The 26,423-nt window shown below is 70.4% G+C and carries 23 protein-coding genes; 11 read left to right on the top strand and 12 right to left on the bottom strand.

Annotated features, from left to right (window positions below; genetic code table 11):
* Positions 1-46: 46 nt before the first annotated feature.
* Both HNR09_RS01625 and HNR09_RS01620 read left to right on the top strand, forming a co-directional pair.
* Entirely contained in the window at positions 47-694 is a 648-nt protein-coding gene (locus HNR09_RS01625) for a ClpP family protease (RefSeq protein WP_179540461.1), read from the top strand.
* Complete coding sequence (locus tag HNR09_RS01620; RefSeq protein ID WP_179540460.1) at positions 691-1,311, top strand: ClpP family protease; 621 nt, start codon at positions 691-693, stop codon at positions 1,309-1,311. The genes HNR09_RS01625 and HNR09_RS01620 overlap by 4 nt, the downstream gene beginning before the upstream one ends.
* Here HNR09_RS01620 and HNR09_RS01615 read toward each other — a convergent pair whose 3' ends face one another.
* The 3 genes from HNR09_RS01615 to HNR09_RS01605 form a co-directional block, all read right to left on the bottom strand.
* Positions 1,312-2,499, bottom strand: coding sequence for a right-handed parallel beta-helix repeat-containing protein (locus tag HNR09_RS01615; protein WP_179540459.1), 1,188 nt, complete (start codon positions 2,497-2,499; stop codon positions 1,312-1,314).
* A 242-nt stretch (positions 2,500-2,741) separates the two neighbouring features.
* On the bottom strand, positions 2,742-3,164 hold the full coding sequence (locus HNR09_RS01610) for a helix-turn-helix domain-containing protein (RefSeq protein ID WP_179540458.1): 423 nt from the start codon (positions 3,162-3,164) through the stop codon (positions 2,742-2,744).
* Between the two features lie 64 nt (positions 3,165-3,228).
* Positions 3,229-3,609 carry a DUF4267 domain-containing protein gene (locus HNR09_RS01605; RefSeq protein ID WP_179540457.1) on the bottom strand — a complete coding sequence of 127 codons (381 nt, stop codon included), beginning with the start codon at positions 3,607-3,609 and terminating at the stop codon, positions 3,229-3,231.
* 158 nt (positions 3,610-3,767) lie between these two features.
* Between HNR09_RS01605 and HNR09_RS01600 the strand changes: the two genes are divergently transcribed.
* Positions 3,768-4,919, top strand: a complete 1,152-nt coding sequence (locus tag HNR09_RS01600) for a calcium/sodium antiporter (protein WP_179540456.1) — start codon at positions 3,768-3,770, stop codon at positions 4,917-4,919.
* A gap of 19 nt (positions 4,920-4,938) precedes the next feature.
* On the opposite strand, the gene HNR09_RS01595 is transcribed toward HNR09_RS01600, so the two are convergent.
* Positions 4,939-5,805: a LysR family transcriptional regulator gene (locus HNR09_RS01595; protein WP_179540455.1), complete on the bottom strand. Its 867-nt coding sequence runs from the start codon at positions 5,803-5,805 to the stop codon at positions 4,939-4,941.
* A gap of 79 nt (positions 5,806-5,884) precedes the next feature.
* Between HNR09_RS01595 and HNR09_RS01590 the strand changes: the two genes are divergently transcribed.
* Complete coding sequence (locus tag HNR09_RS01590) at positions 5,885-6,802, top strand: EamA family transporter (RefSeq protein WP_179540454.1); 918 nt, start codon at positions 5,885-5,887, stop codon at positions 6,800-6,802.
* A 114-nt stretch (positions 6,803-6,916) separates the two neighbouring features.
* Positions 6,917-10,558, top strand: a complete 3,642-nt coding sequence (mfd, locus tag HNR09_RS01585) for a transcription-repair coupling factor (RefSeq protein ID WP_179540453.1) — start codon at positions 6,917-6,919, stop codon at positions 10,556-10,558.
* On the opposite strand, the gene HNR09_RS01580 is transcribed toward mfd, so the two are convergent.
* The 5 genes from HNR09_RS01580 to HNR09_RS01560 all read right to left on the bottom strand — a co-directional run bounded on the left by HNR09_RS01580 (position 10,461) and on the right by HNR09_RS01560 (position 15,459).
* Positions 10,461-11,450: an acyltransferase family protein gene (locus tag HNR09_RS01580; RefSeq protein WP_179540452.1), complete on the bottom strand. Its 990-nt coding sequence runs from the start codon at positions 11,448-11,450 to the stop codon at positions 10,461-10,463. The genes mfd and HNR09_RS01580 overlap by 98 nt on opposite strands.
* Before the next feature lie 93 nt (positions 11,451-11,543).
* A complete protein-coding gene (locus tag HNR09_RS01575; protein ID WP_179540451.1) occupies positions 11,544-11,864 on the bottom strand; it encodes a hypothetical protein in 321 nt (106 codons plus the stop codon).
* Positions 11,865-11,899: 35 nt separating this feature from the next.
* Entirely contained in the window at positions 11,900-12,625 is a 726-nt protein-coding gene (gene deoC / locus HNR09_RS01570; protein WP_179540450.1) for a deoxyribose-phosphate aldolase, read from the bottom strand.
* Positions 12,626-12,675: 50 nt separating this feature from the next.
* Positions 12,676-14,502: a phospho-sugar mutase gene (locus HNR09_RS01565; RefSeq protein ID WP_343047405.1), complete on the bottom strand. Its 1,827-nt coding sequence runs from the start codon at positions 14,500-14,502 to the stop codon at positions 12,676-12,678.
* A 90-nt stretch (positions 14,503-14,592) separates the two neighbouring features.
* On the bottom strand, positions 14,593-15,459 hold the full coding sequence (locus tag HNR09_RS01560) for a purine-nucleoside phosphorylase (RefSeq protein WP_179540449.1): 867 nt from the start codon (positions 15,457-15,459) through the stop codon (positions 14,593-14,595).
* Between the two features lie 103 nt (positions 15,460-15,562).
* Here HNR09_RS01560 and HNR09_RS01555 point away from each other — a divergent pair, with 103 nt between their 5' ends.
* The 6 genes from HNR09_RS01555 to HNR09_RS01530 all read left to right on the top strand — a co-directional run bounded on the left by HNR09_RS01555 (position 15,563) and on the right by HNR09_RS01530 (position 22,521).
* Positions 15,563-16,267 carry a maleylpyruvate isomerase family mycothiol-dependent enzyme gene (locus HNR09_RS01555; RefSeq protein WP_179540448.1) on the top strand — a complete coding sequence of 235 codons (705 nt, stop codon included), beginning with the start codon at positions 15,563-15,565 and terminating at the stop codon, positions 16,265-16,267.
* Positions 16,268-16,275: 8 nt separating this feature from the next.
* Positions 16,276-17,715 (top strand): NAD(P)H-quinone dehydrogenase, encoded by a 1,440-nt coding sequence (locus HNR09_RS01550; protein WP_179540447.1) that lies wholly within the window; start codon positions 16,276-16,278, stop codon positions 17,713-17,715.
* A gap of 57 nt (positions 17,716-17,772) precedes the next feature.
* The gene (locus HNR09_RS01545) at positions 17,773-19,437 is read left to right on the top strand and encodes a DUF885 domain-containing protein (protein ID WP_179540446.1); all 1,665 of its coding nucleotides are present in this window, start codon (positions 17,773-17,775) and stop codon (positions 19,435-19,437) included.
* A gap of 2 nt (positions 19,438-19,439) precedes the next feature.
* Positions 19,440-20,090 carry a GNAT family N-acetyltransferase gene (locus HNR09_RS01540; protein ID WP_179540445.1) on the top strand — a complete coding sequence of 217 codons (651 nt, stop codon included), beginning with the start codon at positions 19,440-19,442 and terminating at the stop codon, positions 20,088-20,090.
* A gap of 136 nt (positions 20,091-20,226) precedes the next feature.
* Positions 20,227-21,168: a hypothetical protein gene (locus HNR09_RS01535; RefSeq protein ID WP_179540444.1), complete on the top strand. Its 942-nt coding sequence runs from the start codon at positions 20,227-20,229 to the stop codon at positions 21,166-21,168.
* Positions 21,169-21,183: 15 nt separating this feature from the next.
* Positions 21,184-22,521: a protein kinase family protein gene (locus HNR09_RS01530; protein ID WP_179540443.1), complete on the top strand. Its 1,338-nt coding sequence runs from the start codon at positions 21,184-21,186 to the stop codon at positions 22,519-22,521.
* On the opposite strand, the gene HNR09_RS01525 is transcribed toward HNR09_RS01530, so the two are convergent.
* From HNR09_RS01525 to HNR09_RS01515, 3 genes are read right to left on the bottom strand one after another with little or no spacing between them, the layout of a single operon-like run.
* Positions 22,463-23,158 carry a response regulator transcription factor gene (locus tag HNR09_RS01525; RefSeq protein WP_179540442.1) on the bottom strand — a complete coding sequence of 232 codons (696 nt, stop codon included), beginning with the start codon at positions 23,156-23,158 and terminating at the stop codon, positions 22,463-22,465. The genes HNR09_RS01530 and HNR09_RS01525 overlap by 59 nt on opposite strands.
* Entirely contained in the window at positions 23,155-24,615 is a 1,461-nt protein-coding gene (locus HNR09_RS01520; RefSeq protein WP_343047404.1) for a sensor histidine kinase, read from the bottom strand. Before HNR09_RS01520 ends, HNR09_RS01525 begins: the two co-directional genes overlap by 4 nt.
* On the bottom strand, positions 24,612-26,390 hold the full coding sequence (locus tag HNR09_RS01515; protein WP_179540441.1) for a tetratricopeptide repeat protein: 1,779 nt from the start codon (positions 26,388-26,390) through the stop codon (positions 24,612-24,614). The genes HNR09_RS01520 and HNR09_RS01515 overlap by 4 nt, the downstream gene beginning before the upstream one ends.
* Between the last annotated feature and the right edge of the window lie 33 nt (positions 26,391-26,423).

Raw genomic sequence — 26,423 nt, 5'->3', positions numbered from 1 at the left:
GCAGGTTTCTTCCTCCTCAGGGCTTCTGAACGGCGAGCCTGGACTCATGAGCGAAGAGACCCCCGCAGCCCCGATGTTCGGTGAGAACGCACGCCAGGAGATGCTCCATCGTCGAGTCCTGGTCCTCGACGGCGTCCTCGACGACGACAACGGCACCCTGCTGATGACCCAGCTGATGACCCTGGCCGCCGATGATCCGCAGACCGAGATCGCCCTGTGGATCCACTCTCCGGGCGGCTCCGTGCCGGCGATGCTCGCCCTGCGCGACCTGATGGGCTTCGTGCCCTGCCCGGTGTCCACGCTCGCCCTCGGCGTGGCCGCCAGCGCCGGGCAGTTCCTGCTCTCGGCCGGCACGCCGGGCCGCCGCCGAGCGCTGCCACACGCGAAGATCCTCATGCACCAGGGTTCCTCGGGCATCGGGGGCTCGACGGCCGACGTCGAGCTCCAGGCCCAGGATCTGCGCAGCACCCGGGACACCGTGCTGGGGCTGATCGCCGAGGACACCGGTCGGCCGCTCGGGCAGGTCTTCGACGACTCGCTGCGCGACACTTGGTTCAGCGCGGCCGAGGCTGTGACCTACGGGTTCGTGGACGGGGTGGCCGAGGACTTCGGCGGGATCGTGCCGCGGGCCCGACGGCGTCCGGTGGGACTGACCTCCCACCTGGAACGTGTCGCAGGGGAGGAGACGCGATGAGCGCCTACACCATCCCCCAGGTCATCACCCGGGACGGACGTGGCGAACGCGCCATGGACGTCTATTCCCAGCTGCTGCACGAGCGCATCATCTACCTGGGCACGGGCATCGACTCCGGGGTGGCCAACGCCGTCATCGCCCAGCTGCTCCACCTGGAGTCCGCGGACCCGGACACGCCGGTGAACCTCTACATCAACTGCGAGGGCGGGGACCCCTCGGCCACGCTGGCCATCTACGACACCATGCAGTACATCCGCGCCCCGGTGGCGACGACCTGCGTGGGGCAGGCCTTCGCCGCCGGGGCGGTGCTGCTGGCGGGCGGCGAGGCCGGGGCGCGGGCGATGCTGCCGCACACCAGGATCGTGCTGCACCAGCCGGCGATCGGCGCCGGCCGCGGCGCCATCCCTGATCTCATCCTCCACGCCGACGAGCTGGTCCGCGTCCGCGGGGAGCTCGAGGAGGTGCTGGCCCGTCACACCGGCCGGGACGTCGAGCAGCTGCGCCGAGACACCGATCGGGACCGGGTGTTCACCGCGGCCCAAGCCCTGGACTACGGGCTGGTGGACGAGGTGCTCAGCACCCGTTCGACGGCGGCGGCGAGGCCGCTGGCCGCCTGATCAGCAGATGTGTTGGGGCGCGTCCCCGGTGATCTGCCAGGAGATGTTCTGACCGCAGGGTGATTCGCGTACCGCGGTGCCGTTCACGTCCAGGCTGATGCTGACATCTCGGGTGACCGGGAACTCGCTGCGCGAGGAGATCCTGACCTCGCCTCCGCCGTCGACGGTGCCGGAGGCCAGCGTGACGTTGTAGCAGTTCTCGATCAGCACGGAGTTGCCGCCGTTGCCGCTGAGCTCCACCTCGCCGATGTGCAGACCGCCGGACTGGGAGACGCAGAAGATGCCGCGACCGCCGCCATGGGCGACCACTCGATCCACCACCACATTGGTGGCGTAGCCGCCGTCGGCGGCCCGTCCTGCGGTGTTGGCCATGCGGAAGGTGGCGTAGCCGGTGCCCGTGGCCACGTTGTGCCCGTCGACGAGCCCGATGCGGGCGTTGCGGGTGTTGTTCAGCAGCAGACCGGCGTAGCCGACGTCGCGGGCGATCACCGTGCCGATGTCCAGGCCGTTGATGTTCCAGGTCTCCACGCCGTGGTTGTCGGTCCCTGAGACGAACACGTGGTCCATGACCACCGAGGTGCTGTCGGAGGCCTGGCGGTCGAAGCGGATGCCCAGGCCGGTGTCGAGGGTGAGGGTGATCTGACCCAGGTGCAGGCCGCGGACCGCCCCGAAGTGCATGCCGAACCAAGGGCTGCCGGTCATGGTCAGGTGCGGGATCGCCACGTCGGTGGCGTCGAAGGCCTCGATGGCGCCGCGCCCGCTGGTGCTGCCGACTCCCATGGTGCCGCAGACCTCGAAGGAGGTGTGGCTGGGCAGATCGATGGTGTTGTTCCCGATCCAGCCGCTGGCCATCACGGAGACGCTCTCCTGGGTGGTGCGTCCGGGAGTGAGGCTTCCCAGCGCCTCCCAGATGGCGATGATGTAGTTGTCGCCCTGGTAGACGGTCGTTCCGCGGTAGGTGGTGGTGAATCCGGCGCTCTGGCTGCCGGTCACCACGGCGTCTCCGCCGCCGCAGGCCTGCTGGGAGGCTCGGGCCTCCTCCGGCACGGCCGCCGTGGCGAGGGTGCCGCCGGACAGCGACGCCGCGCACAGGGCGAGGGCGGCCAGGAGGGCACCGAGCAGGCGGGGGAGGTGGGGGAACCTGCGTCGTGCGTCCCCAGGGCGTGCGGGTAGGGCTGAGGGTGTCATCGTCGAGTCCTCTCATCGGGATGCGGTGGAAAGCATGCAACGTTGGAATTCTTCGACGGCGAAGACATCCAGACAGATCCGCAGGCTCTCATCATGTGGTCTACATCACATGATGCGCTGCACCGTAACAGGATTTCTGGTCAGGTGAAAGGTTTCAATTCTGCGCCCCGGCCCCGAGGAACGCATGGAGCAGTCCCGTATCCGTGCCCTCGTCGACCGTCCGGACCCTCGGGCCCGACCGCTCAGGCCACAGCGCTCAGGCTCACCACCGGAGCCGCCCCGACGTCGGCCCGAGGGTGCCCCGGGGCCGTTGCGAAGTCCGTGGCGGGGGAGAAGCCGATGAAGGAGAGGGTGTCGCGACGCAGCTCGTCCGCCACCTCGGCGGTGAGATCCACCAGCCCGATCCCCAGAGCGCCGGAGACGGCGGCGATCATCTCAGAGGAGGGCTCCTTGCGGCCGCGCTCGATCTCGGAGAGGTACTGCGGGGAGATCCCTGCCTCGGCGGCGAGCTCGTGCAGCGTCAGCCCCTGGTGCTTGCGCAGGCGGCGCAGCCGCGCCCCCAGCACTTCACGCCACAGCGGCTCCTGCCGACCATGGGTGCCACAGCGGTGCTGCCGCCACGGGGCCTGGCCCGACGTCGTCTGGTCCCACGCCCTCTCGCTCATGGGCCCACAGTAGACCGCCCCTGACGGCGTCGCCCAGGGTTTCTGCCCTGGGCAGAGGCACAGATCAGCCGGCGAGGAGCAGCACAGCTCCCACCGTCATGAGGCTGGCTGTCCCACCGTGGACGCCCCACGCCATCCCGCGTCGCCCACCGGAGCGGAGCACGACGAGCGCATCCCCCGCCGGTATGAGCGTGAAGGCGAGCAACGCCCACCCCAGAGTGGGTACGGGGGCGGTGACCAGGAGGACTCCTGCCACCACTCCGGTGGCGAGGTCGCGGAGGCCCTTCAGCTGCAACCACGGCGTGGCAGATTCCTGGGGCAGCGACGGCAGTCCGAAGCCGCTCGCTGCCCTCCTGGGAGCCACGAGGTAGATGGCTCCGATGGCAGCGATCGCCAGGCCGGAGAACCCGGCGATGAGAATGCCGACCAGCTGGGTCACAGTCATCGTCGTGCCGCTCCTGCCGGTGGAAGCGTCTAGCTGGGTCCATGCAGAGTCTGCCGCGGGGCTTCCGTCCGCGCAAGGCCTCACGCGCCGAGAGGTCACGCCGACGACGCGGCGGCGGATGCGGCTCGGACGGGCCAGCACCTGAGTACTCTGGTGCTGTGACAATCCTCAGCATCCTCCTGCTGCTCGGCGGGTTCGTCCTCCTCGTCGCCGGTGGCGAAGCGCTCGTCCGCGGCGCCGGGTCCCTGGGACGCACCGCCGGCCTGTCCTCGCTGGTCGTAGGACTCACCATCGTCTCCTTCGCCACCTCGAGCCCCGAGCTCGCCGTCTCCACCGGCGCGGCGCTGTCCGGATCTCCGGGGCTGGCGGTGGGCAACGTGGTGGGCAGCAACATCGCCAACATCCTCTTCGTCCTCGGGCTGACGGCCATCTTCGGAGCCCTGGCGGTGCGGCTGCAGCTCATCCGCGCGGACATCCCGGTGATGATCGGCTTCTCCGTGCTCCTGCTCGTGCTGGCACTCGATGGCGGCTTCTCCACCGGGGACGGGGTCCTGCTCCTGGTGCTGCTGGTGGCGTATCTCGTCGCGCTGCTGCTCTATGCCCGCCGGCAGCAGGTCCACGGTGCGGCGCCACAGGTCGACGTCGCCGCCGAGGATGGTGAGGACGACGACGGTGGGCCAGGTGAGCTGGTGCGCGCGCTGCGGGCCACCACGCTGCGCTCGGTGCTGACAGATCTGGTGCTGGTCGCCGTCGGGGTGGCGCTGCTGGTGGGCGGCGCCCGGATGCTGGTCTCCGGGGCCACGGACATCGCCGAGGCGTTCGGTGTCTCAGAGCTGATCATCGGTCTGACGGTGGTCGCCATCGGCACCTCGCTGCCGGAGCTGGCCACCAGCATCATCGCGGCCCTGCGCGGTGACCGGGAGATGGCGGTGGGCAATCTGGTGGGTTCCAACATCTTCAACATCGGAGCCGTCATCGGGGTGACCGCGGTGATCGCGCCGCAGGGCATCGCCATCGACCCGGCGGCGATCCACTTCGATCTGCCGGTCATGCTGGCCACCGCCCTGGTGCTGCTGCCGCTGGCCTTCACCGGCCAGTCCATCGGGCGGTGGGAGGGGGCGCTGCTGGTGGCCCTCTACGCCTCCTACGTGGCTTACCTCGTCATGGCAGCCGCCCATCACGCCGCGCTGGGGCCGTTCAGCGTGGCGATGATGTGGTTCGTGCTCCCGATGACGGCCCTGTGGATCATCGCCCTGGTGGGCTACGAGGTCGGGCTGCGTCACGGTCGCCGGCAGCGGCTCTCCGGCTGAGCCTGTCCGCCCCGCCCTGTCAGGCCTCGAGCAGCTCCAGCAGTGCGGCGGCCGCCGGGGAGGTGTTGAACCCGTCCCAGGCCAGATGCTCGGTGCGGGTGGGTCCGCCGGTCACCGCCAGGATGTGCAGTCCGGAGAACTCGCGCCGCAGCGCCGACGGCAGCAGCGCGACGGCCAGCCCCTGCCGCACCAGCCCCACGATCAGGTCCGCCGTGGTCGATTCGTAGGCCACCTCCCGGACCAGCCCTGCCTCGGCGAAGGCCAGATCGGTCTGCGCGCGGCCAGGAGAGTCCGCGGGGAAGTCGGCGAAGGGCTCCTCGGCGAGCTCGGCCAGACGGACCCGCTTCCTGCCCGCGAGTCGATGACCAGAGGCGATCACGGCCACATGCCGATCCTGCGCGAGCATCCGTGAGCTCACTCCGACGGGGGTCTGCCCGGCGGGAAGTCCCAGGATCCCGACGTCGAGCCGGCCCGCCCGGATGTCGGCGACGGTCTCATCGCTGCGCGCCACCCGCAGGCTCACGGCCACCTGAGGGTGCGCCTCATGGAAACGGCGAAGCAGCACCGGCAGGTCCACGGCGGTCACCGTGGGGATGATGCCGATGCGCACGGTGCCGCGGACCTCTCCGGCGGCGGCCGCAGCCTGCGCGGCCGCCCGGTCGGCGGCCTCGAGCGCCTGGCGGGCTGCGGGAAGGAAGGCCTGACCGGCGGCGGTGAGCTCCACCCGCCGGCTGGACCGGGCGAAGAGCCTCAGCCCGAGCTCCCGTTCCAGCACGGCGATCTGGTGGCTGAGCGCGGACTGCACCACGAAGCATCGCTGGGCGGCCCGGGTGAAGCTGCCGTGCTCGGCGACCGCGAGGACGTAGCGCATCTGCTGGAGATCCATGGATCTATCGTGAATTACGATCGATGCGATGACAAGGATGTGTTGGACTCATTGATAGTCATCAGCGGAGGCTGAAGGCATGACCGATCTCGCGCGCGTCACCGTGCTCACCGCTTTGGCCCCGGCCGCCTGGGGCACCACCTTCATCGTCACCACCCAGCTGCTCCCCGCTGACAGTCCGCTCGTCGCGGGGCTCCTGCGAGCTCTTCCGGCCGGCCTGCTGGCCCTGCTGATCGCCCGACGGCTGCCGCGCGGCCACTGGTGGTGGAAGGCGCTGGTGCTGGGCATGCTGAACATCGGGGCGTTCTTCCCTCTGCTGTTCCTCGCCGCCGAACGGCTCCCCGGTGGCGCGGCCGCCACCCTGGGGGCGGTCCAGCCGCTGCTGGTGACCGTGCTCGCCGTCCTCGTGCTCTCCGAGCGGCTGTGCCGCTGGCGGCTGCTGTGGGGGATGGTCGGCGTCCTCGGGGTCGGGATGGTGGTGCTCGGCCCGGCCGCCGCCCTGGACGGCGTCGGGGTCGCCGCAGGACTGGGTGGGGCGCTGTGCATGGCCACCGGCGTCATCCTCACGAAGCGGTGGGGCCGGCCGGAGGGCGTGGGACCCGTGGGCTATGCGGGCTGGCAGCTGACCGCCGGAGGGTTGGTGCTGCTGGTGCCCGCGCTCGCCCTGGAGGGAGTCCCCGCGGGCATCGACGCCGGCGCCGTCCTCGGATACGCCTGGCTGGGGCTGGTGGGCGGCCTGCTGGCCTACGGGCTCTGGTTCGACGGGCTGCGGCGGCTGCCGGTGACCGCCACCGCCCTGCTCGGGCTGCTCTCCCCGCTGGTGGCGGCGCTGCTGGGCGCGGTTCTGCTCGGAGAGGCCTTCACCTGGTGGCAGCTGAGCGGCTTCGCGCTGGCGCTCGCGGCCCTCGTGGCCGGCCAGGTGGATCCGACCCAGCTGAGGCAGGGAGCACACAGCGCTCGGGTCGCCACGGTTCATGAGGTCAGCCTGAGCCGCTGAGAGCGGACGCGGATGCTCGGGGCGTCGGATGCGCAGTATCCTGTGGGAGGCCGCTCGGCCCTGAATCCCCGGCACCGAACATCTGAACTGTCACGAAGCGAGGCGTCCCACCCCATGGCTCTGTCCGGACTGCGCACGGCACTGGCGGCAAGCTCCCCCTACGGGCGGGTCGCCGCCGCGGCCTCGCATCCGGCGTCCGAACGTACCGAGGAGCTGCAGATCGCGGCCACCACAGGGCTGCGCCCCGCCCTGGTCGCCGAGATCACCTCCCGGCTGCGCAGCGCCGAGGGCACCGGCGTGCTGTTGGCCGTCACCGCCACGGACCGCGAGGCTGATGACCTCGCCACCTCGCTGCGCAGCTATGCGCCGGGCATCCAGGTCGCCCATTTCCCCTCCTGGGAGACCCTGCCCCATGAGCGGCTCTCTCCGCGCTCGGACACGGTGGGGCGGCGTCTTGGCGTGCTGCGTCGGCTCGCCCACCCGGAGGACGCCGGGAGGCTCGACGTCGTCGTCGCGCCGGTCCGTGCGGTGGTCCAGCCGCTGGTGGCGGGTCTGGGGAACCTCGCTCCGGTCCGCCTGGAGACCGGCCATGAGCGCGATTTCGACGAGGTCGTCGCCGCGTTGGCCGACGCCGCCTACTCCAGGGTGGACATGGTCACCCGCCGTGGTGAGTTCGCAGTGCGGGGCGGAATCCTGGACGTGTTTCCGCCCACCGAGTCCCACCCGGTGCGGGTGGAGTTCTTCGGTGACGAGGTCGAGCAGATGCGCCACTTCTCCGTGGCCGACCAGCGTTCCCTCGACGATGATGAGCACCCCACGGTGCTCGACGCCGCGCCCTGCCGCGAGCTGCTCATCAGCGAGGCCGTCAGAGCCCGGGCCAAGGAGCTGCTGCCGCAGATGCCGCACGCCCAGGATTTGCTGACCAAGATCGCTGACGGCATAGCCGCCGAGGGCATGGAGTCTCTGGCCCCGGTGCTGGTCGAGGAGATGGTGCCGCTGGTCAGCCAGCTGCCCGCCGGCTCCCTGACCCTGGTGATCGAACCGGAGCGGACTCGCGGCCGGGCCCACGATCTGGCCGCCACCAACGAGGAGTTCCTCGCTGCGGCCTGGGCCGCAGCCCCGGACGGCGGGTCCGCGCCGTTGGACATCACCGCCGCCGAGGAGGAGGGCCTGGCCGCCGGCTCCTTCGCCACCCTCGCCGAGACGCGGGACGCCTCCCTGGAGCACGGAGCCGGGTGGTGGTCCATCACCTCCCTGGGCCTTGACGAGGAGCTCGAGCAGGACGCGGACATCGTCTCCCTCGACTCCCGGGAGCCCATCGGCTACCGCGGCAGCGTGGATGAGGTCATGCAGTTCCTGGCCGATCGCGCCCGGAACCGCTGGTCGGTGGTGGTCACCACCGCGGGGCACGGCTCCGCGCAGCGCGTGGTCGAGCTGCTCAAGGAACACGATGTGCCTGCTGAACTCGTCGAGACCCTCGACGACGCCCCCGCGCCCGGCCGTATCACGGTCACCACCGCGGAGGTCTCGCAGGGCTTCGCCGTCGACGCCCTGCAGCTGGCGCTTCTCACCGAGTCGGAGATGCTGGGCCGCTCGATGCGCTCCGGATCCACCGGCGGGCGCCGTATGCCGGCACGTCGTCGGCGCAACGCGGTGGACCCGCTGGCGCTGAAGAAGGGCGATCACGTCGTTCACGAGCAGCACGGCATCGGCCAGTTCGTGGAACTGATGCAGCGTCCCGTCGGGTCTCCTCAGGCTGTCCGGGCCGGCACCGCCGGGATCCGCGAGTACCTGGTGCTCGAGTACGCCCCCTCCAAGCGGGGCGGCCCGAAGGACCGGCTGATGGTCCCCACCGACCAGCTGGACCAGGTCTCTCAGTACGTGGGCGGGGATGCTCCGAGCCTGTCCAAGATGGGCGGCAGCGACTGGGCGCAGACCAAGAGCAAGGCCAAGAGGGCGGTCAAGGAGATCGCCGGTGAACTGATCCGGCTCTATGCCGCACGCATGGCCTCCCGCGGGCACGCGTTCAGCCCGGACACCCCCTGGCAGGCCGAGCTGGAGGACGCCTTCCCGCATCCGGAGACCCCGGACCAGCTCACCACCATGGAGGAGGTCAAGCGGGACATGGAGCGTGAGGTGCCCATGGACCGGCTGATCTCCGGCGACGTCGGCTACGGGAAGACCGAGATCGCCGTCCGTGCGGCGTTCAAGGCCGTCCAGGACGGCAAGCAGGTCGGGGTGCTGGTTCCCACCACGCTGCTGGCCTCACAGCACCTGGAGACCTTCACCGAGCGTTTCGCCGGATTCCCGGTGACCGTGCGGGCACTGTCCCGGTTCCAGACTCCCAAGCAGTCCCGGGAAGTCATCTCCGGGCTGGCCGACGGAAGCATCGACGTCGTCATCGGCACCCACCGGCTGCTCTCCCGGGAGGTCCAGTTCAAGGACCTGGGCCTGGTGATCATCGACGAGGAGCAGCGCTTCGGCGTCGAGCACAAGGAGGCGCTGAAGAAGCTGCGCACCGATGTCGATGTCCTGGCGATGTCGGCCACGCCGATCCCTCGCACCCTGGAGATGTCCATGGCGGGAATCCGTGAGACCTCCACCCTGGCCACACCGCCGGAGGAGCGGCACCCGGTCCTGACCTATGTGGGGCCGTTCACCGACAAGCAGGTCTCCGCCGCCATCCGCCGTGAGCTCATGCGTGAGGGCCAGGTGTTCGTGGTGCACAACCGGGTCTCCTCCATCGAGGCCACGGCGGCGAAGGTCCGTGAACTCGTCCCCGAGGCCCGGGTCGAGGTGGCCCACGGGCAGATGAGCGAGGCGCGCCTGGAGCAGATCATCCAGGACTTCTGGGAGAAGAGGTTCGACGTGCTGGTCTCCACCACGATCATCGAGACCGGCCTGGACATCTCCAACGCGAACACGCTGATCGTGGACCGGGCCTCCACCTACGGGCTCTCCCAGCTGCACCAGCTGCGCGGCCGGGTGGGCCGGTCCCGGGAGCGGGCCTACGCCTACTTCCTCTACCCCGCTGAGAAGCCGCTGGGGGAGGTGGCCCTGGAGCGGCTGAAGGCGGTCGCTGCGAACAACGAGCTCGGCGCCGGCCTGCAGCTGGCCATGAAGGACCTGGAGATCCGAGGGGCGGGAAACCTGCTCGGCGGCGAGCAGTCCGGCCACATCGCCGGGGTCGGCTTCGATCTCTACCTGCGCCTGGTGGGTGAGGCGGTGGCCGATTATCGCGGTGACTCCGAGGAGAAGATCGTCGAGGTCAAGATCGAGCTGCCGATCAACGCGCACCTGCCCGCGGAGTACGTGCCCGGGGAACGGCTGCGCTTGGAGGGCTACCGCAAGATGGCCGCCGCAGACACCGAGGAGAAGATCACCGAGGTCGTCACCGAATGGCAGGACCGCTACGGGGAGCTGCCCGAGGCGGTGCAGAACCTGGTGGAGGTCGCTCGGCTGCGCAACCGCGCCCGTTCCGTGGGACTCTCCGACATCGGGGTGCAGGGCAAGTTCATCCGCTTCGGCCCGGTCCAGGAGCTGCCGGAGTCGCGGCAGATGCGCCTGGAGCGGATGTACCCGGGCTCACAGATCAAATCCTCGATCAGCGCCGTGCTCATCCCACGTCCGGCGACCTCCCGCATCGGCGGTCAGGACCTCACGGACGGGGCGCTGCTGGAGTGGCTCGCGCAGGTTTTCGAGGCGATCTTCGCGCCGGCAGCCCTGTCAGGTACGGCGACGCCGGCGTCCGGTTGACCAGCACGCCGAGGCCCCAGCACAGGAGAAGGGCCAGCAGGGTGCGCGTGAGAGGCTCCTCGATGTCCAGCCAGCGCAGCGCCAGATAGAGCACCAGCGCGTGGGCGAAGACCACCAGGGTTCCGGTGCGCACCAGCTCGGAGATCACCGTCACCACAGGTGCGGAGCGGCGCAGGACGGCGTCGATGCGGGTGGAGAAGAGCAGCACCATTCCGCAGCAGATGATGATCGCCAGGGCGGGGGAGAGCAGATAGGTGCCGAATCCGGACCACTTCATGTTCATGGTCTCCGCGCCCATCGCCACGGCGCCGAATCCGAGGACGAGGCACGCCAGGCCCACCGGCACCGGCCGGGGGATCCGCCAGAAGTGCCGGCGGAACCAGTACCCGGCGAACATGTAGGTCACGCAGGCCGGCACCAGGCCGATGCCGAGCACCGTATAGGCCATGCGGGACTCGGGGATCTCGGCCAGGGTGAGGCCCACCAGCGCGACGATGACGCCCACCCACCACGGGAGGCTGACCAGGATGCGCAGCAGCAGCGCGGCGAAGAACATCACCGAGATGAACCAGAACGCCAGAAACGGCATGTCGGTGGAGGCGCCGCCGGCCAGAGCACCGGAGATGACGTGCTCATCGAAGGGCCAGGGGGTGTGCTCCATGGCCCAGACGGCCACCAGCAGGATCAGGAACCAGCTGATGTAGGGGGTGGCCAGGGTCCTCCATCGGACCGCGAACTCTCCGCTGAACGTCCTGGAGGTCGAGAAGAAGAACCCGGCGAGGAAGAAGAACAGCGGCATCCGCCAGATCTGCAGGTACTCCTCGCCGGGCATCGCCGGATACGCGTGACCGATGACGACGGCGGCCACCGAGATGACCCGCAGCAGGTCCACCCCGATGTTCCGGCCGGAGGCGGGGTCAGGGGGAGTGGGGTCGGGGTTGAGTGGCGTCAGGGTCTCAGTGGGCTCTCAGCGCAGGGGACGAGCTCAGTGGGCCTTCGGCTCGTGGATGGGAGCCTGGGACTCGGCCGCGCGGGAGGCCATGGCGTCCAGCGGCTCACCGTGCTCACCGTGGAGGTCCTGCTGCTCCAGGGAGTCCGAGCGGCCCACGACCTCCTGGGCCACGAAGAAGGCCAGGGTCCACAGGGCCATGAAGGCCAGCCCGGGGATCCAGGCGTTCTCCAGGGACCAGAACCCGATGGCCACCACAGAGCCGATGAGCAGGCCGAACACGAAGATGAATGCGATGAGGTTTCCGACGAGGTTGCCCTGGCCGGAGAAGGCCTTGACCTGGCCGTTGCTGATCATGTGGTCCCCCTGAGGAAGTGTGCTCGGTCCGCTGCTCAGTAGTCGTCTGCGGCGCCTGGAGCGGATGTCGTCTCGTCTGCTCCCACGATATCAAGAGAGGAGCTCGCGCCGATGCGTGTTGCCCCGGCGGACACCATCGCGACGGCATCGGCATAGCTGCGCACCCCGCCGGAGGCCTTGATCCCCAGCCTGCCTCCGACCAGGCGGTGCATCAGGGCGATGTCCTCCACCGTGGCGCCGCCGCCGGCGAAACCGGTGGAGGTCTTCACGAAGTCGGCGCCGGCAGCCTCGGAGGCCCGGCAGACCAGCTCCTTGGCGTCCTCGCTGAGCAGCGCCGTCTCCAGGATGACCTTCAGGATCGCGCCCCCGGCGTGCGCGGCGTCGGCGAGGACGCGGATCTGGGTCTCCACGGCCGCGCTGTCCCCGGCGAGGGCGTCGGCGATGTCGACGACCATGTCGATCTCCTGGGCGCCGGCGGCGACCGCCTCCTGGGTCTCGGCGACCTTCGAGGCGGTGGTGCTTGCGCCCAGCGGGAAGCCGACCACCGTGCAGGTCTTCACCGTGGAGCCGGTGAGCTCGGCGACCACCAGCGGCACCCAGCGGGGGTTCACACAGACGGCGGCGAACCCGTGCTCCCGGGCCTCGGAGACGACGCGGCGCACAGTGGCCTCGTCGGTGTCTGGCTTCAGGGCCGTGTGATCGATCAGGCCCGCCATCTCGCGGGGGGCAGGCGCGGGTGCGCCGTCGGGCGTGGTGCTCATGGGTCTCTCCTGCGGGGTGTCGCGGGGGCGGTCGAGGGCTCGCGGCAGGGTCAGCCGAGGAGCCGCTCCATGCTCTCACGGAGCTCGGCGAGGCGGTCGGCGGCACGCTGCCGGGCCTCGGCGATGGCGTCGGCGGAAGCGTCGAGGCCGGGGGTGTCGGCCACAGCCTCCAGATAGCACTTGACCTTGGGCTCGGTCCCGGAGGGCCGGACGATGACGCGGTCGCCCTGCTCGGTGAGGTAGATCAGCGCATCGGTGGTGGTGGCCTCGTTCACCTCGGCACCGGGCAACGGGTCCTTCGTCAGGTCCAGGGACTCGACGACGGCGGAGCCGGCGATCTCCGTCGGAGGTTCGGCACGCAGCCCGGAGGTGATCTGCCCCAGCTGGCTGAGATCGTCGACCTTGATGGTGACCTGCCCGGTGATGAAGACGCCGGCCTCGGCGGCGATCTCGTCGAGCGCGTCGATCGCCGTCTTGCCGGCGGCCTTGAGGTCAGCGACGAGCTCCGCGAAGATCAGGGCGGTCGAGACCCCATCCTTGTCCTTGACCATGGTGGGGTCCACGTTGAAGCCGATGGCCTCCTCGTAGCCGAAGCTCATGGCCTCCACCCGGGCGAGCCACTTGAATCCGGTCAGCGTGGCGGCGTGGCCGACGCCGCGGATCTCACAGAGCCGCTCGAGGAGCCGGGAGGAGACGATCGAGTTGGCCATCACCACCGGGGATCCGTCCTCGCGAGGGCGCAACGGGCCGCGGCGCAGCAGATGGGCGCCGAGCAGGGCACCCATCTCATCGCCGGAGAGCTGCCGCCACTGCGTCCTGGCCGGGTCGTAGACGGCGGCGGAGAGCCGGTCCGCGTCGGGGTCGTTGGCCAGGAGCAGGTCCGCGTCATGCTCCTGGGCGGCCTGCAGCCCCAAGTCCAGAGCGCCGGGCTCCTCCGGATTGGGGAAGTCGGCGGTGGGGAAGTCCGGGTCCGGAGCGAACTGCTCAGTCACCGGCACCACCCGGGAGAAGCCGCCCTTGGCGAGCAGCTCGGTGACCATCTCCCCGCCGACGCCGTGCATGGCGGTGTAGATGATGGTCAGGTCCCGGTGCGGGAAGCCCTCCGGGTCCAGGAGCTCCAGGGCCTCCTCCCGGTAGGAGTCGCGGGCGTCGTCGTCGATGGCCAGGGCTCCGGACGGCACCTCCGGGGCCTCGCCCGGAGGGGTCTCGGTCGAGGAGGCGAACTCCTCGGCGACCACTGCCTCGATGGTCGTGGCGATCTCTCGGTCCACCGGCGCGGTGATCTGCGCGCCGGCGCCCCGGCCGTGGGGCTCCAGCAGGCGTGAGAGCGTCCCTCCGAGGTATACCTTGTAGCCGTTGTCCCGCGGCGGGTTGTGACTGGCGGTGACCATCACGCCCACCGAGGCTTCACGGACCAGCACCTGCCGGGCCAGCAGGGGCGTGGGGCCGGGCCGGTCGAAGATGTGGACCTCCCAGTCAGCGTCGGCGAAGATCCGTGCCGTCTCGGCGGCGAACTCGTCGGACTGGTGGCGGGCGTCGTAACCGATGACGATGCGCCGGGCGCCTCCGGCGGTTCCGTCGACGGCGGCCAGCTTCTCCTCGGCGTAGCGCAGCAGGCCGGCGGCGGTCTGCCGGACCACAAGACGGTTCATCCGCAGCGGCCCGGGACCCAGCTCGGCACGCAGCCCGGCCGTGCCGAAAGCCAGACGCCCTGCAAAGAGTCGGTCGAGCTGCTCAGCGGCCTCAGGGCTCTCCGTGGCCCGGGCGAGCAGGGACTCCAGCTCGCGGCGCGTGACGGGGTCCGGGTCCAGCCGGATCCAGCGGCGGACGGTGCTCAGCAGCTCGTCCTGGACGGTGACGTTCGTGTTCTCCGACACGCGTCTCAACTCCTCGGTCGCGGGCTCATACGGTGTGGCAGACGGTGGGTCACAGCCTAGTCGGGCGCAGCCGTGAGCGGGAGCCTGGGCTCAGTCCTCCAGGGCTCGGGCGATGATGCGAGCCAGCAGGGAGGCGATCCGCGGCGCGGCCTCCTGGCCTGCGTCGAGCACCTCCTGGTGGCTCAGCGGCACCGGGGAGATGCCTGCGGCCAGATTGGTCACCAGGGAGATGCCGAAGACCTCCATCCCGGCGGCGCGTGCGGCGATGGACTCCAGTGCGGTGGACATTCCGACCAGGTCCGCCCCGATGATGCCTGCGTGGCGGACCTCTGCGGGCGTCTCGTAGTGCGGGCCGGGGAACTGCGCATAGACGCCTTCCGGCAGCTCCGGATCGATCTGCCGGGCGATTCCTCGGAGGCGCGGCGAGTAGAGATCCGTCATGTCCACGAAATGCGCCCCGCGCAGCGGCGAGGTCCCGGTGAGGTTGAGGTGGTCCTTGATCAGCACGGGCGTGCCGGGCACCCAGTCCGGATTCAGGCCGCCGCATCCGTTGGTGAGCACCATCGTCTTCGCACCGGAGGCGGCCGCGGTGCGGACCCCGTGGGCGACGGCGTCGACGCCGCGCCCCTCGTAGTAGTGGGTGCGGGCCCCGACCACCAGGATGGTGCGGCCCTGCGTGGTGCGGATCGCCCGCAGGGTGCCGGTGTGCCCGGAGACCCCTGAGACGTGAAATCCAGGGACGTCATCGGCGCTGACCTCAGCGATGACCTCGCCCAGCTGTCCGGCGGCGTCGCCCCATCCTGAGCCCAGGGTGCAGGCCAGGTCGAAGGACTCGACGCCGGTGCGCTCCAGAAGCACCCGCGCGGCCGCCTCGGCCAGCTTGTTGGCCGGGGCGGTGGGGTCGTTCGTGGGGGTCAGTGCGGGCTCAGGGGCCACATGCTGCGTGTTCTCACTCATCTGCCCCAATCTACCTGCGTGCGGGTGTGTGCGGGAGACCGCGTCCGGCCAGCCGGACGCGGTCCCTGGCTGAGCCGCGGAGAACAGCCCTACCATTGCGGTCATGGCTGAAGACAGGCGAGTCAGTGACGAGGCGATCTGGGAGCTGACCACTGTGAACCGCCTGCGCCTGGCGGAGCTTCTCGAATCCCTCGACGGCACCCAGTGGCGGACCGAGACCCTCTGCACCGGGTGGACGGTCCACCACATGGCCGCTCATCTCGTCCAGCCCATGGTGGTGGGGTTCCCGCAGTTCTTGCTTGCTGCACTGCGGCACCGCGGGAACACTGCTCGCACCGTCGATGCGATCACCCGTCGGCTGGCTCGTCGACCGCGCGAGGAGCTGACCGCTGCGCTGCGGCGGCACAGCGATGATCGCCTTGACCCGCCGCGAGTGGGTCCGATGGGGCCATTTTCCGACTCCTGCATCCACCTGCGCGACATCGCCAGGCCGCTGCGGCTCAAGGCTGATGTCCCGGCTCGGCACTGGGAGGTGTTGATGGACCATCTGGCGGGCCCTGCCGTCATCCCTGGCCTCGTCCCGCCGGGTCGGATCGCGGGGCTGGAGCTGATCGCCGTCGACGCCGGCTGGCAGGCAGGGGTCGGGGCCCCGGTGCGTGGCACGTTGGAAGCACTCGCGCTGGGGGTGACCGGTCGCGCCGTCGCGCTCGACGAGCTGGAGGGGCCGGGGGTCGCGCTTCTGCGGACCCGGCTGTTGGAGGAGGCCACGCCCGGTCCGGAAGGTCCGCTAGGAAAAAGCGCCGCCTAGTCGGCACAATGGTCCCCGTGACTTCATCTGACCTCCGCAAGCATTTCGCCCCTGACCGTGTCGCGATCCTGGGTGGCGGCCCGGGCGGTTATGAGGCAGCCCTCGTCGCCGCCGACGCGGGCGCCGACGTCACCATCGTGGAGGACAAGGGCCTCGGCGGATCCGCCGTGCTGACTGACGTCGTGCCGTCCAAGACGCTGATCGCCACCGCCGACGCCATGCGGCGGGTCAATGCCTCCACCGCCTTCGGGGTGCGCTTCGGCGAGCACAGCAGCGACGCCTATGAGACCGAGGCCTGGGCCGACATCTCCAAGGTCAACGAGCGGCTGCTGAAGCTGGCCCACGACCAGTCCCGGGACATCCACGCGTCCCTGGAGGCCATCGGCGTCACCATCATCCAGGGCCGGGGGCGGCTCGTGCCGCCCCACCACATCGAGGTCACCACTCCGGGCGGAGAGACGCGGCTGGTCGAGGCCGACGCCCTCATCGTCGCGACCGGCGCTCACCCTCGCGAGCTGGCCTCGGCCGTGCCCGACGGTGAGCGCATCCTGAACTGGACCCAGGCCTACAACCTCACCGAGGTGCCGGAGCACATGATCGTGGTGGGCTCCGGAGTCACCGGGGCGGAGTTCGCATCCGCCTACCGGCGTCTCGGCGCCGGGGTCACCCTGGTCTCCTCGCGTGACCGGGTGCTGCCGGGCGAGGATGCGGACGCCGCCCGTGTCCTGGAGAACTCCTTCGCCCGAGTCGGGGTCAAGGTCGCCTCCCGGAGCCGCGCCGAGGCGGTGGAGCGCACCACCGACGGTGTGCGGGTGACCCTCACCGACGGCAGCGTCCTGGAGGGCACACACTGCCTGATGGCCGTCGGAGGCATCCCGAACACCGAGGACATCGGGCTCCAGGAATGCGGCGTGGAGATCGCCGAGTCCGGGCACATCCTGGTGGATCACGTCTCGCGCACCACGGCGAACAACATCTACGCCGCCGGTGACTGCACCGGCATGATGCCGCTGGCCTCCGTGGCCGCCATGCAGGGTCGCGTGGCCGTCTCCCACATGCGGGGAGACGCGGTGAAGCCGCTCAAGCTGCACCAGGTGGCCTCCAACGTGTTCACCTCCCCGGAGATCGCGACCGTCGGCGTCACCCAGGAGCAGGTCGACTCCGGCAAGTACCAGGCCGACGTCGTCAAGCTGGACCTGGCCACCAATCCGCGGGCCAAGATGACCAACGTCAAGGACGGTTTCGTCAAGATCTTCTCGCGCAAAGGCTCGGGGACCGTCATCGGCGCCGTGGTCGTCGCTCCGCGGGCCTCGGAGCTGATCTTCCCGCTCGCGCTGGCGGTCACCCAGAAGATCCACGTCGACGACGTCGCCGCCACCTTCACCGTGTATCCCTCGCTGTCCGGGTCGCTGGCCGAGGCCGCGCGCCGCCTGCACGTGCACCTCTAGATCGGGTGGGCCGTGCACCGCAGTCCGCGCTGACCTGCACGCGGCTAGCATGTGGGGATGACCTCCCGCGCACCCACCGCCGTCGACGCCCACGCTGAGGAACACTTCGAGAGGCTTCTGGCGATCAGCCCCGAAGAGGCCACCATGCTGGGCCGTTCCGGAGCCGAGACCGAATACTCGGATCTCTCCCCGGCAGGCCGTGAGGAGGTCGTCGCCGAGCACCGGCGGGCGCTCGCCGGCCTGGACGGACTCACCGCGCAGGACCGCACCGATGAGGTGACCGTGCACGCGATGCGCGAGCGTCTCGGCCTGGAGATCGCCCTGCACGAGACCGGCCGCACGGAGCTGAATATTCTCGCCTCGCCCTCCCAAGAGGTGCGGATGGTCCTGGAGCTGATGCCGCAGTCCTCGGCCGAAGACTTCGCCCACATCGCCGGTCGGCTGCACAATCTTCCCGGTGCGTTGGAGGGTCACTGGGAGTCGCTGCGCCACTCCCAGAGCCTCGGTCACGTCCCGGCCCGCCGGCAGGTGCTCGCAGTCGCCGAGCAGTGCCGTGACTACGCGCGCACCGACGGTGCGCTGTCCACCCTGATCGAGGCCGCTCGGCAGGCCGGTCTCGGCGACGACGTCGTCGCCCATGTCACCGACGGTGTGGCCGCTGCGGCGGGCGGCTATCAGCAGTTGGCCGCCCGACTCGTCGACGGGCTGCTGCCCGCCGCTCCGGAGGAGGACGCCGTCGGCCCCGAGCACTACCGGCTGGCCTCTCAGATGTTCACGGGCACCGTGCTGGACCTGGAGGAGACCTACCAGTGGGGGCTCGAAGAGCTCTCCCGGCTCGTCGCCGCGCAGCAGAAGGTCGCCGAGCGCATCCGTCCCGGGACCGGCATCGCCGAGGCCAAGCAGATCCTCGACGCCGATCCCACCCGCCAGCTGCACGGCACCGAGGCCCTGCAGGCCTGGATGCAGCGCCTCTCCGATGCCGCCGTCGTCGCACTGAAGGACACCCACTTCGACATCCCGGCGCCCATGGACGTGGTGGAATGTCGCATCGCCCCCACTCAGGACGGCGGTGTCTACTACACCGGCCCCAGCGATGACTTCAGTCGTCCCGGCCGCATGTGGTGGTCCGTGCCGCCGGAGGACACCAGCTTCACCACCTGGGCGGAGACCACCACCGTCTATCACGAGGGCGTGCCCGGCCATCATCTGCAGATCGCCACCGCCACCCTGGTCAAGGACCGGCTGAACTCCTGGCGGCGCCACGGCTGCTTCGTCTCCGGATACGCAGAGGGCTGGGCGCTCTACGCCGAGGAGCTCATGGGCGAACTGGGCCATCTCTCCGACCCGGGTGACGCGATGGGCATGCTGGACATGCAGCGCATGCGCGCGGCACGGGTGGTCTTCGACATCGGCGTGCACTGCCGCATGCCTGCCCCGCAGCAGCATGGCGGCGGCACCTGGACGCCCGAGGCCGGGCGGGCCTTTCTGCGCGAGCACCTGCCGATCTCCGAGGCGCAGCTGGACTTCGAATTCGTGCGCTACCTCGGCTGGCCCGGCCAGGCCCCCTCCTACAAGGTCGGTCAGCGGGTCTTCGAGCAGGTGCGTGCCGAGCGTGAGGCCGCCGAGGGCGCTCAGTTCGATCTGCGGGCCTTCCACACCGAGGTCCTGCAGCTGGGGATGTTGGGCCTGGACACCCTCCGATTCGCCCTGGCACGGAACTGACCATGGCGCCCAACCCCTTCCGAACGTCCGTACGGCCGGTGACCCTGACGGCGGAGCTCCCTGCAGGCCAGATCTGGCTGCGCCCGTGCACGCCCGGGGACGAGCACGGCTACCTGGCACTTCGACGGACCAATCAGGACTGGCTGGCCCCGTGGGACGCCACCACGCCGGAGAGCCCCGTGGTCGCGGAGCCCACTCAGGCCGGCGTCCGGAAGATGCTCCGCACCATGGCCCGTCACGCCCGGGCGGGGACCCACCTGCCCTGGCTCCTCTGGTTCCGCGAGACCGACACCGGCACCGACACCGCCCACCAGATGGTCGGGCAGGTGACCGTCGGGCCGATCATCGGCGGCTCGGCACGCACCACCTCCATCGGCTACTGGTTGGACCAGGGCCATGCCGGCCGTGGGCTGATGACCTCGGCGGTCGCGCTGGCCTGCGACCACCTCTTCTTCGAACGGGGCCTGCACCGGGTGGAGATCAACATCCGCCCGGAGAACACCCCGAGCCTGCGGGTGGTGGAGAAGCTCGGCTTCCGGGAGGAGGGGCTGCGCCGGAGGTATCTGCACATCGCCGGGGAATGGACCGACCACCGGAGCTTCGCGCTGACCTCGGAGGAAGTGGGCCCGGGGCTGCTCGCGCGGCTGATGTGACACGCCTCGCGTCGCCGGGCGGGGATCGCCGGAACCGGAGCTCCGATCGGCTACGCTGGGGAGCTGTACCTCATGATCGGCGTAACCCCCGGTGCGCAGGAGATGAAGGTGCTGAAGAAGGGCAGGTGGAGTCACGGTGACGCTGGGCATCGGTCGCCTCGAGATGGCGATCATCAACGTGATCCCCAGTCTGCCCATCCACTCTTCAGTGCTGTTCGCCCTGATCGCCGGGCTCTTCCTGGCGGCGCTGATCATCCGGGCCCAGCGACTGCCGAGCCGACCCTCGGAGACCTCCCGAAGAAGGGCAAGCATGTCTGCGACCACCTCACGCGGCGGAGCCAGCGCCGCATCGACGACCGGAGCGCCCGCGGCCCAGCCTGCGAGCCGTTTCACCGTCCACTGGGGCAGGACCTCGGTGGTGCTGCTGGGCCTGCTCGCGCTGCTGACCGCGACGGTCACCGGCGTGCTGGCCGCCGCCACCTCGCTCACTGTCACTGTGCCGCTGATCTCCGGCGCCGTCTTCCTGGCCAGCCTGGCCACGCTGCGCACCATGGCCGCCTCCCGTCGGCGTCGTCGCCGTCGTCGTCGCCTGGATGCAGCGCTGCGGGAAGCCATGAACCCTGATGTGGACGAGGCCGGACTGCGCCGGCCGACGGTGCCCAGCACCGCCGCCGCGGTCACCGAGCACTCTGCCCGCACGGGCCCGTTCGACGCGTTGAGTTCCGACGAGCGCGGAGTCGGCGGGCCCCGCTCGCTGCAGGAGGTCGATGCCGACGGACTGCCGGTCGACCTCGCTGAGACATTCCCGGCAGGGGAGCAGCCGGCCCCGGCCGCCGCCTCGCCCGCGGAGCCCTGGGAGCCGCGCGAGCTGCCCAAGCCGAAGTATCTGGAGGTGGAGAAGGCCGAGCGTCCGCTGCCCGAGCCGATCACCCCCGAGGCGCCCAAACCCTCCGCAGACGTGAAGATCGGCCGTGCGGCCTCCGGCCCGGCCGTGGCACCGCCGGCCCCGGCCCGTCCGCAGACGGCCGTCCAGCAGTCTCTCGACCTCGACGCTGTGCTGAAGCGCCGGCGGGCCTGAGCCGCGACCACCTCCATGGCCGTCGACCTTCCACCGCAGGCCCCACGGGCCGCGCCCTCGCCGGGCACCGCCCAGCTGGAGGCTAAACAGCTGGCGTTCATGGAGTCCTATGACGCCCACTCGCCGATCTCGGTGGCCGTCCAGCACACCGGTGTCTACCCGACCTCCATCCACCTGGAGTCCCTCCAGCACCGACCCGGGGCCGGGGTCACCGGCATCTACCGGGTGGCCACTGCGCGACCGGTGATGCCCCGGAACTGGCCCTCCGGCGTCTACACCGAGACCTCCGATCATGTGGACGAGCTCTACGTGGGGATGACCACCGAGGCGGTCCCGGCCGACTCTGACGGCATCATCTACTCGCACAGCCCCTATGGACGCCTGGCGATCTGGCAGCACCCTCTGGACCCGTCGCTGCCCGGCCTGCGTCTGGCCACCGACCCGGCCTCCGTGGTGGCGCAGTGGGGCATGGGGCGCCGACTGGTCGGCCTGGAGACCATCAGTTATCGGCCGCTGCGCCGTGCGGTGATCGCCGCAGACTTCGACGACGGCACGCGCCTATATCTGAAGGTCCTCCGCGCCGGCCGTGCCATGGACCTCGACGCCCGCCACCGGATGCTGCTCGGCGCCGGGATCCCGGCCCCGCTGCCGGTGCGTGAGCCGGTGGCCGACGTCGTCGCCCTGCAGGAGGGCCCAGGCGAGTCCCTGGCTGAGCAGCTCCTGGCCGACGGCGGCGCCACCGTGGACCCCGCTCAGTTCCTGCGCCTGCTGGACACCATGCCGGTCTCGGTGATGACCCTGCCGGCCCGTGACGCCTGGACCGACCGGCTGCCGGCCTACGCCTCTGCGGCGGTCTCCGCCCTGCCGCATTGCGCCGACCGGATCCGTCGTCTGGAGCGCGCCGTGCTGACCGGGCTGCCGCGCACCGACCGCGGCCCCGTGGTGCCCACCCACGGGGACTTCTATGAGGCCAACGTGCTCATGGCTCACAACGCGGTCTCCTGCCTGCTCGACGTCGACTCGCTGGGCCCCGGACATCGGGTGGACGATCTGGCCTGCTTCCTGGGCCACGTCGCCGTGCTGCCGGCCGTGGACTCCCGCTACGTGCATGCCCCCGCGGCGCTGGCGCGTTTCGCTCGAGCCTTCGCCCAGGTGGTGGACCCTGAGGCGCTGCGGCTGCGGGCGGCCTCGGTGGCGCTGTCCCTGGTGGCCGGTGCTCGAGACTCTCGGCGCGACGGCTGGGAGGCCCAGGCCGAGCATCGACTGACCTGCGCCGAAGCGCTGATGGGCTTCGTCAGCCCCGGGCCAGCTCTTCCGCAGTGGCCAGGCGATATCCCGCACCACGGACGGTGACGATGCGCTCGGCGCCCAGCTTGGTGCGCAGATAACGGATGTAGACGTCGACCACGTTGGAGCTGGTCTCCGGGCCCGACTCCCACACCATGTCCAGCAGCTGGTCCCGGGAGAGGACCTGCCGCGGGTGGTCCAGCAGCACCTCCGCGAGGGCGAACTCCCGTGCGGAGAGCTCCACGCCCCGGCCTTCCACGCTGGCCTGCCGGCTCTGCAGGTCCAGACGCAGCCCGGCGTGCTCCAGCTCGGTGATCTCCGCGGCCGCTTCGTCAGTCTGTGCGACCGGCCGCAGCCGCAGCCGCACCCGGGCCACCAGCTCCTCCACCCGGAAGGGCTTGGCCATGTAGTCCTGCGCTCCTGAGGAGAGCCCCTGGACGGTGTCCTCCACGGAGGAACGGGCGGTCAGGATGATGACCGGCACGGCGCTGCCCCCGGAACGGAGCTTCTCCAGCACCTCGAAGCCGTTCATCTGCGGCAGCCCGAGATCGAGGATGACGAGGTCGAAGTGGGCGTTGGCGAGCTGGACGATCGCTTCGGTGCCGCTGCGCGCGATCTGTGACTCGAAGCCCGCTGCCTGGAGCCCTTTGGCCACGAAGGCGCTGATCCGGTCCTCGTCCTCGACGATGAGGATCCTGCTCATCTCTCTCCTCCTGGGATGATCGCTGTCGTCTGGCCCGCCTGCTCCAGCGCCTCGAGCTCCTGCAGCGGCAGCACGATGGTGAAGGTGGATCCCTGCCCGGCGGCAGACTCCACGTGGACCTGCCCGCCGTGCAGCCGGGCGATGGTGTCCACGATGGTCAGGCCCAGGCCGGATCCTTCGGCGCGTGAGGAGTTCGTGCCCCGGGCGAAGCGGAGGAAGATCGTCTGCTGGTCTTCCGGGCTGATCCCAGCCCCGGCATCACGCACCCACAGGTGCAGGGCGTCGCCGCGCAGGGCGGAGCCCAACGAGATCTCAGCGCCCGGGGCGGAGAACTTCACTGCGTTGTGCGCCAGCTGCAGCCAGGCCTGGGTGATGCGCTGAGCGTCCAGGGGCAGCACCGCTTGGGCCCTGACATCCCGCAGCCAGGTCCGGTCACCCAGCTGCACGGCCTTCTCGAAGACCTGATCGGTGAGCAGATCCACGTCCGTGGCCGCCGGGGTGAGGAAGTCGATCTGGTCGGACTTGGCGAGGGTGACCAGGTCCTCGACGAGACGGCTCATCCGGTCCAGCTCGTCGACGGCGAGGTCCCGGGTAGCGATCACCTCGGAGGGGTCCTCCGGGTCCACCAGCTCCAGGTGACCGCGGACGATGGTGATGGGGGTGCGCAGCTCGTGGCCGACGTCGTCGAGGAGCCGCCGCTGGGAGGTCACCGCGGTCTCCAGGCGGTCCAGCATCTCGTTGACGGTGACGGTCAGCTCGCCGAGGTCGTCCCGGGAGTGGACGTCGATGCGCCGTGAGATGTCGGTCTCGGTGATGGACCGGACGGTCTGCCGCAGCCGTCGGATGGGCTCCAGCAGCCGGCCCACCATCAGCCAGCCGAGGAAGCCGGTGACGGCCACCGCCCCCAGACCCACTGCGGTGTAGGTGAGGAAGGTGCGGTTCAGCGCGGCCATGCCGGACTCGACGTCGACGGCCAGCACGAACAGGGTGGGGGAGTCGTCCTCGGCCATCATCACCGGGACGACGACGGCCCGGTAGGTCGAGGCCGCGGTCTGCACGGTATGGATCCGGTGCTCGGTGATCGGCTCCTGGTCCAGCACCCAGTCGACGAACTCCGGGTCCTCCTCAAGCCGGACCGGCTGCTGCTCGTTCGGGGTCCAGCGCACCGTGCCGTCACGCAGGGCGAGCATGGACTCGTGCTCGGCCAGCAGGGTGCGCTGCATGCCCACCTGGATCAGCCGGTCGGCGGTGCTCCAGGGCTCCCCGGTCTCCGGATCGTTGCCGTCTTCGCCGAGCTGGATGAACTCGGTGACGGTGCGGGCCAGTGCGTCGTCCATGGTCCGATAGTTCTCCACCCGCTGCAGCAGGTAGGCGGCAGCGCCGGCGAGGACGAGGGTCAGCACGGTGAGGAACACCATGAACAGCAGCACGCGCGTGCGGACCGCCCAGCGTCTCACGGCTTCATCCGTCGTTTCAGCCGGGTGAGCTCGCGGCGCAGCTCGGCGGCCTCGTCGGCCTTGCCCTGGCGCATGAGCGCGTCGATGCGGCCCTCCAGGGCCTCGGCGACGAGATCGTGCTCGGCCTGCCGGTCACCGACGGCCATCCGCAGGATCGCCTCGGCCTCGTCGGCGCGGCCCATCTCCAGGAGGACCTTCCCGGCGAGGATCTCCGCACCGCCGGCGGAGCGGTCGTCTCCGGCGGCCAGGAACAGGTCTGCGGCGTCCAGGGCGCGGGCGACGGCGGCGGATCCCTCCCCGAGCGAGACATAGCCGCGGGCGAGGGAATCGGTGATGTCAGCCACCTGCCAGTCGGTCCCATGCTCCTGGGCGACCTTGAGCGCCTCCTGGAGGAGGTCGACGCCGTCAGGGTCCTCGGTGCGGGTCAGCAGGTGTCCCAACGCGTGCAGTGCCTGGACCAGGATCGCCGGATCGTCATCCTGGGCCCTGCGTGCCAGCTCGAGGGCCTTCCGGTGGTGCGTCTCGGCGGCCTCGAACCGCTCCAGCGAGGCGGCCAGCGCGCCGGCGGCCAGGCGTGCGCGTGCGGACTCCTCCAGCTCCTGGGCAGAGAGGAACAGCTCAGCGGCCTCCTCCCAGTGCGCCATGGCCTCCAGGGGGCGCTTCTGCTGGGTGACGGAGTGGCCCAGGCCCATCAGAGATCGGGCCCGCACCGCGATGTCCTCCTCGGAGCTGGCCAGCCGGACCGAGAGCGCGTCGAGGACCTTCTCCGCCTCGTCGAAGCGTTCCAGCTCGAGCAGCTGCTGACCCAGGGCCAGAGTGAGCATCCGAGACTCGGGGAACTCGCCCAGCTCTGCCTGCTGCACGGCGACCTTCCAGGCCAGCACGGAGGCTTCGCCCTCGTCGACGGCGGAGCTCAGGCCTGCCAGGAGCGCGGCAGCGGAGGCCGCGCCCTTGCGCACCCCGCAGGCGGCGTAGAGCTCCACGGAGCTGATCGCGTCGGTGATCGCCTCGTGAGGCTTGTCGTCGTGGTGGTGGATGGTGGCGCGCAGCATCGCCATGGCCCCGCGCACTGCCCGGTTGGCCGGCGCTCCCATGACGTCATCGGTGACCTGCAGCGCGCGGGCGGAGTCTCCGGTGAGCAGCAAAGTGTGAGCGAGGAACATCCGTGCCCCGGCCAGTGCCTCGGGGCGGTCCAGTCGGGTGAGGATGTCCACGGCTTCTTCGACCACCGGCAGGGCGGCCTCAGGGCCTTCGTCGTGCAGGACCCGCACCGCCTGGGAGGAGAGCACGTCGGCGAGCTCCAGGGTGGGTGCTCCGGTGGCTGCGTCCTCGTCACGGAGCTGTTCGGCCACTCGGGCGAGGATCTCCCCCTCCACGTGGTCGGGCTCGCGCAGGAGCATCGCTCCCAGCTCCTCCTCGATGCGGGCCTGTCGGGTGCGACCGAGTCGCCGCAGCAGGGCCACCCGCTCTATCACGTAGGGCGATGAGGCCCCGGTGTCGCCGCGCATCTCATGCACGCCCGAGAGGATCCGCAGAAGCATCAGCCGGTTGTCCGGGTCCTCGCTTCCTGCGGCGTCCAGGCCCGCCTGTGCGGCCTCCGCGGCCGCGGCATAGCGCTCGCCGTAGGCCGCCTCATAGGCGAGGTCCAGCCAGCCGCGGGAGGTCTCGGCGCGCGGCTCGACGGTCTGCGGTCCGTGCAGCAGGGACTGCAGACGGGTGATCAGCGGAGCGGCGCCGGGCAGCTCCACGTCGACATCGGCAGGATCACTGGTCATCACCTCCAGCCTATGTGTTCTGGGATCATGACG

Source organism: Nesterenkonia xinjiangensis (genome assembly GCF_013410745.1).
Classification (GTDB): Bacteria; Actinomycetota; Actinomycetes; order Actinomycetales; family Micrococcaceae; genus Nesterenkonia; species Nesterenkonia xinjiangensis.
The sequence above is the reverse complement of the archived record's forward strand: the minus strand, read 5'-3'. Positions and strand labels throughout refer to the sequence as shown.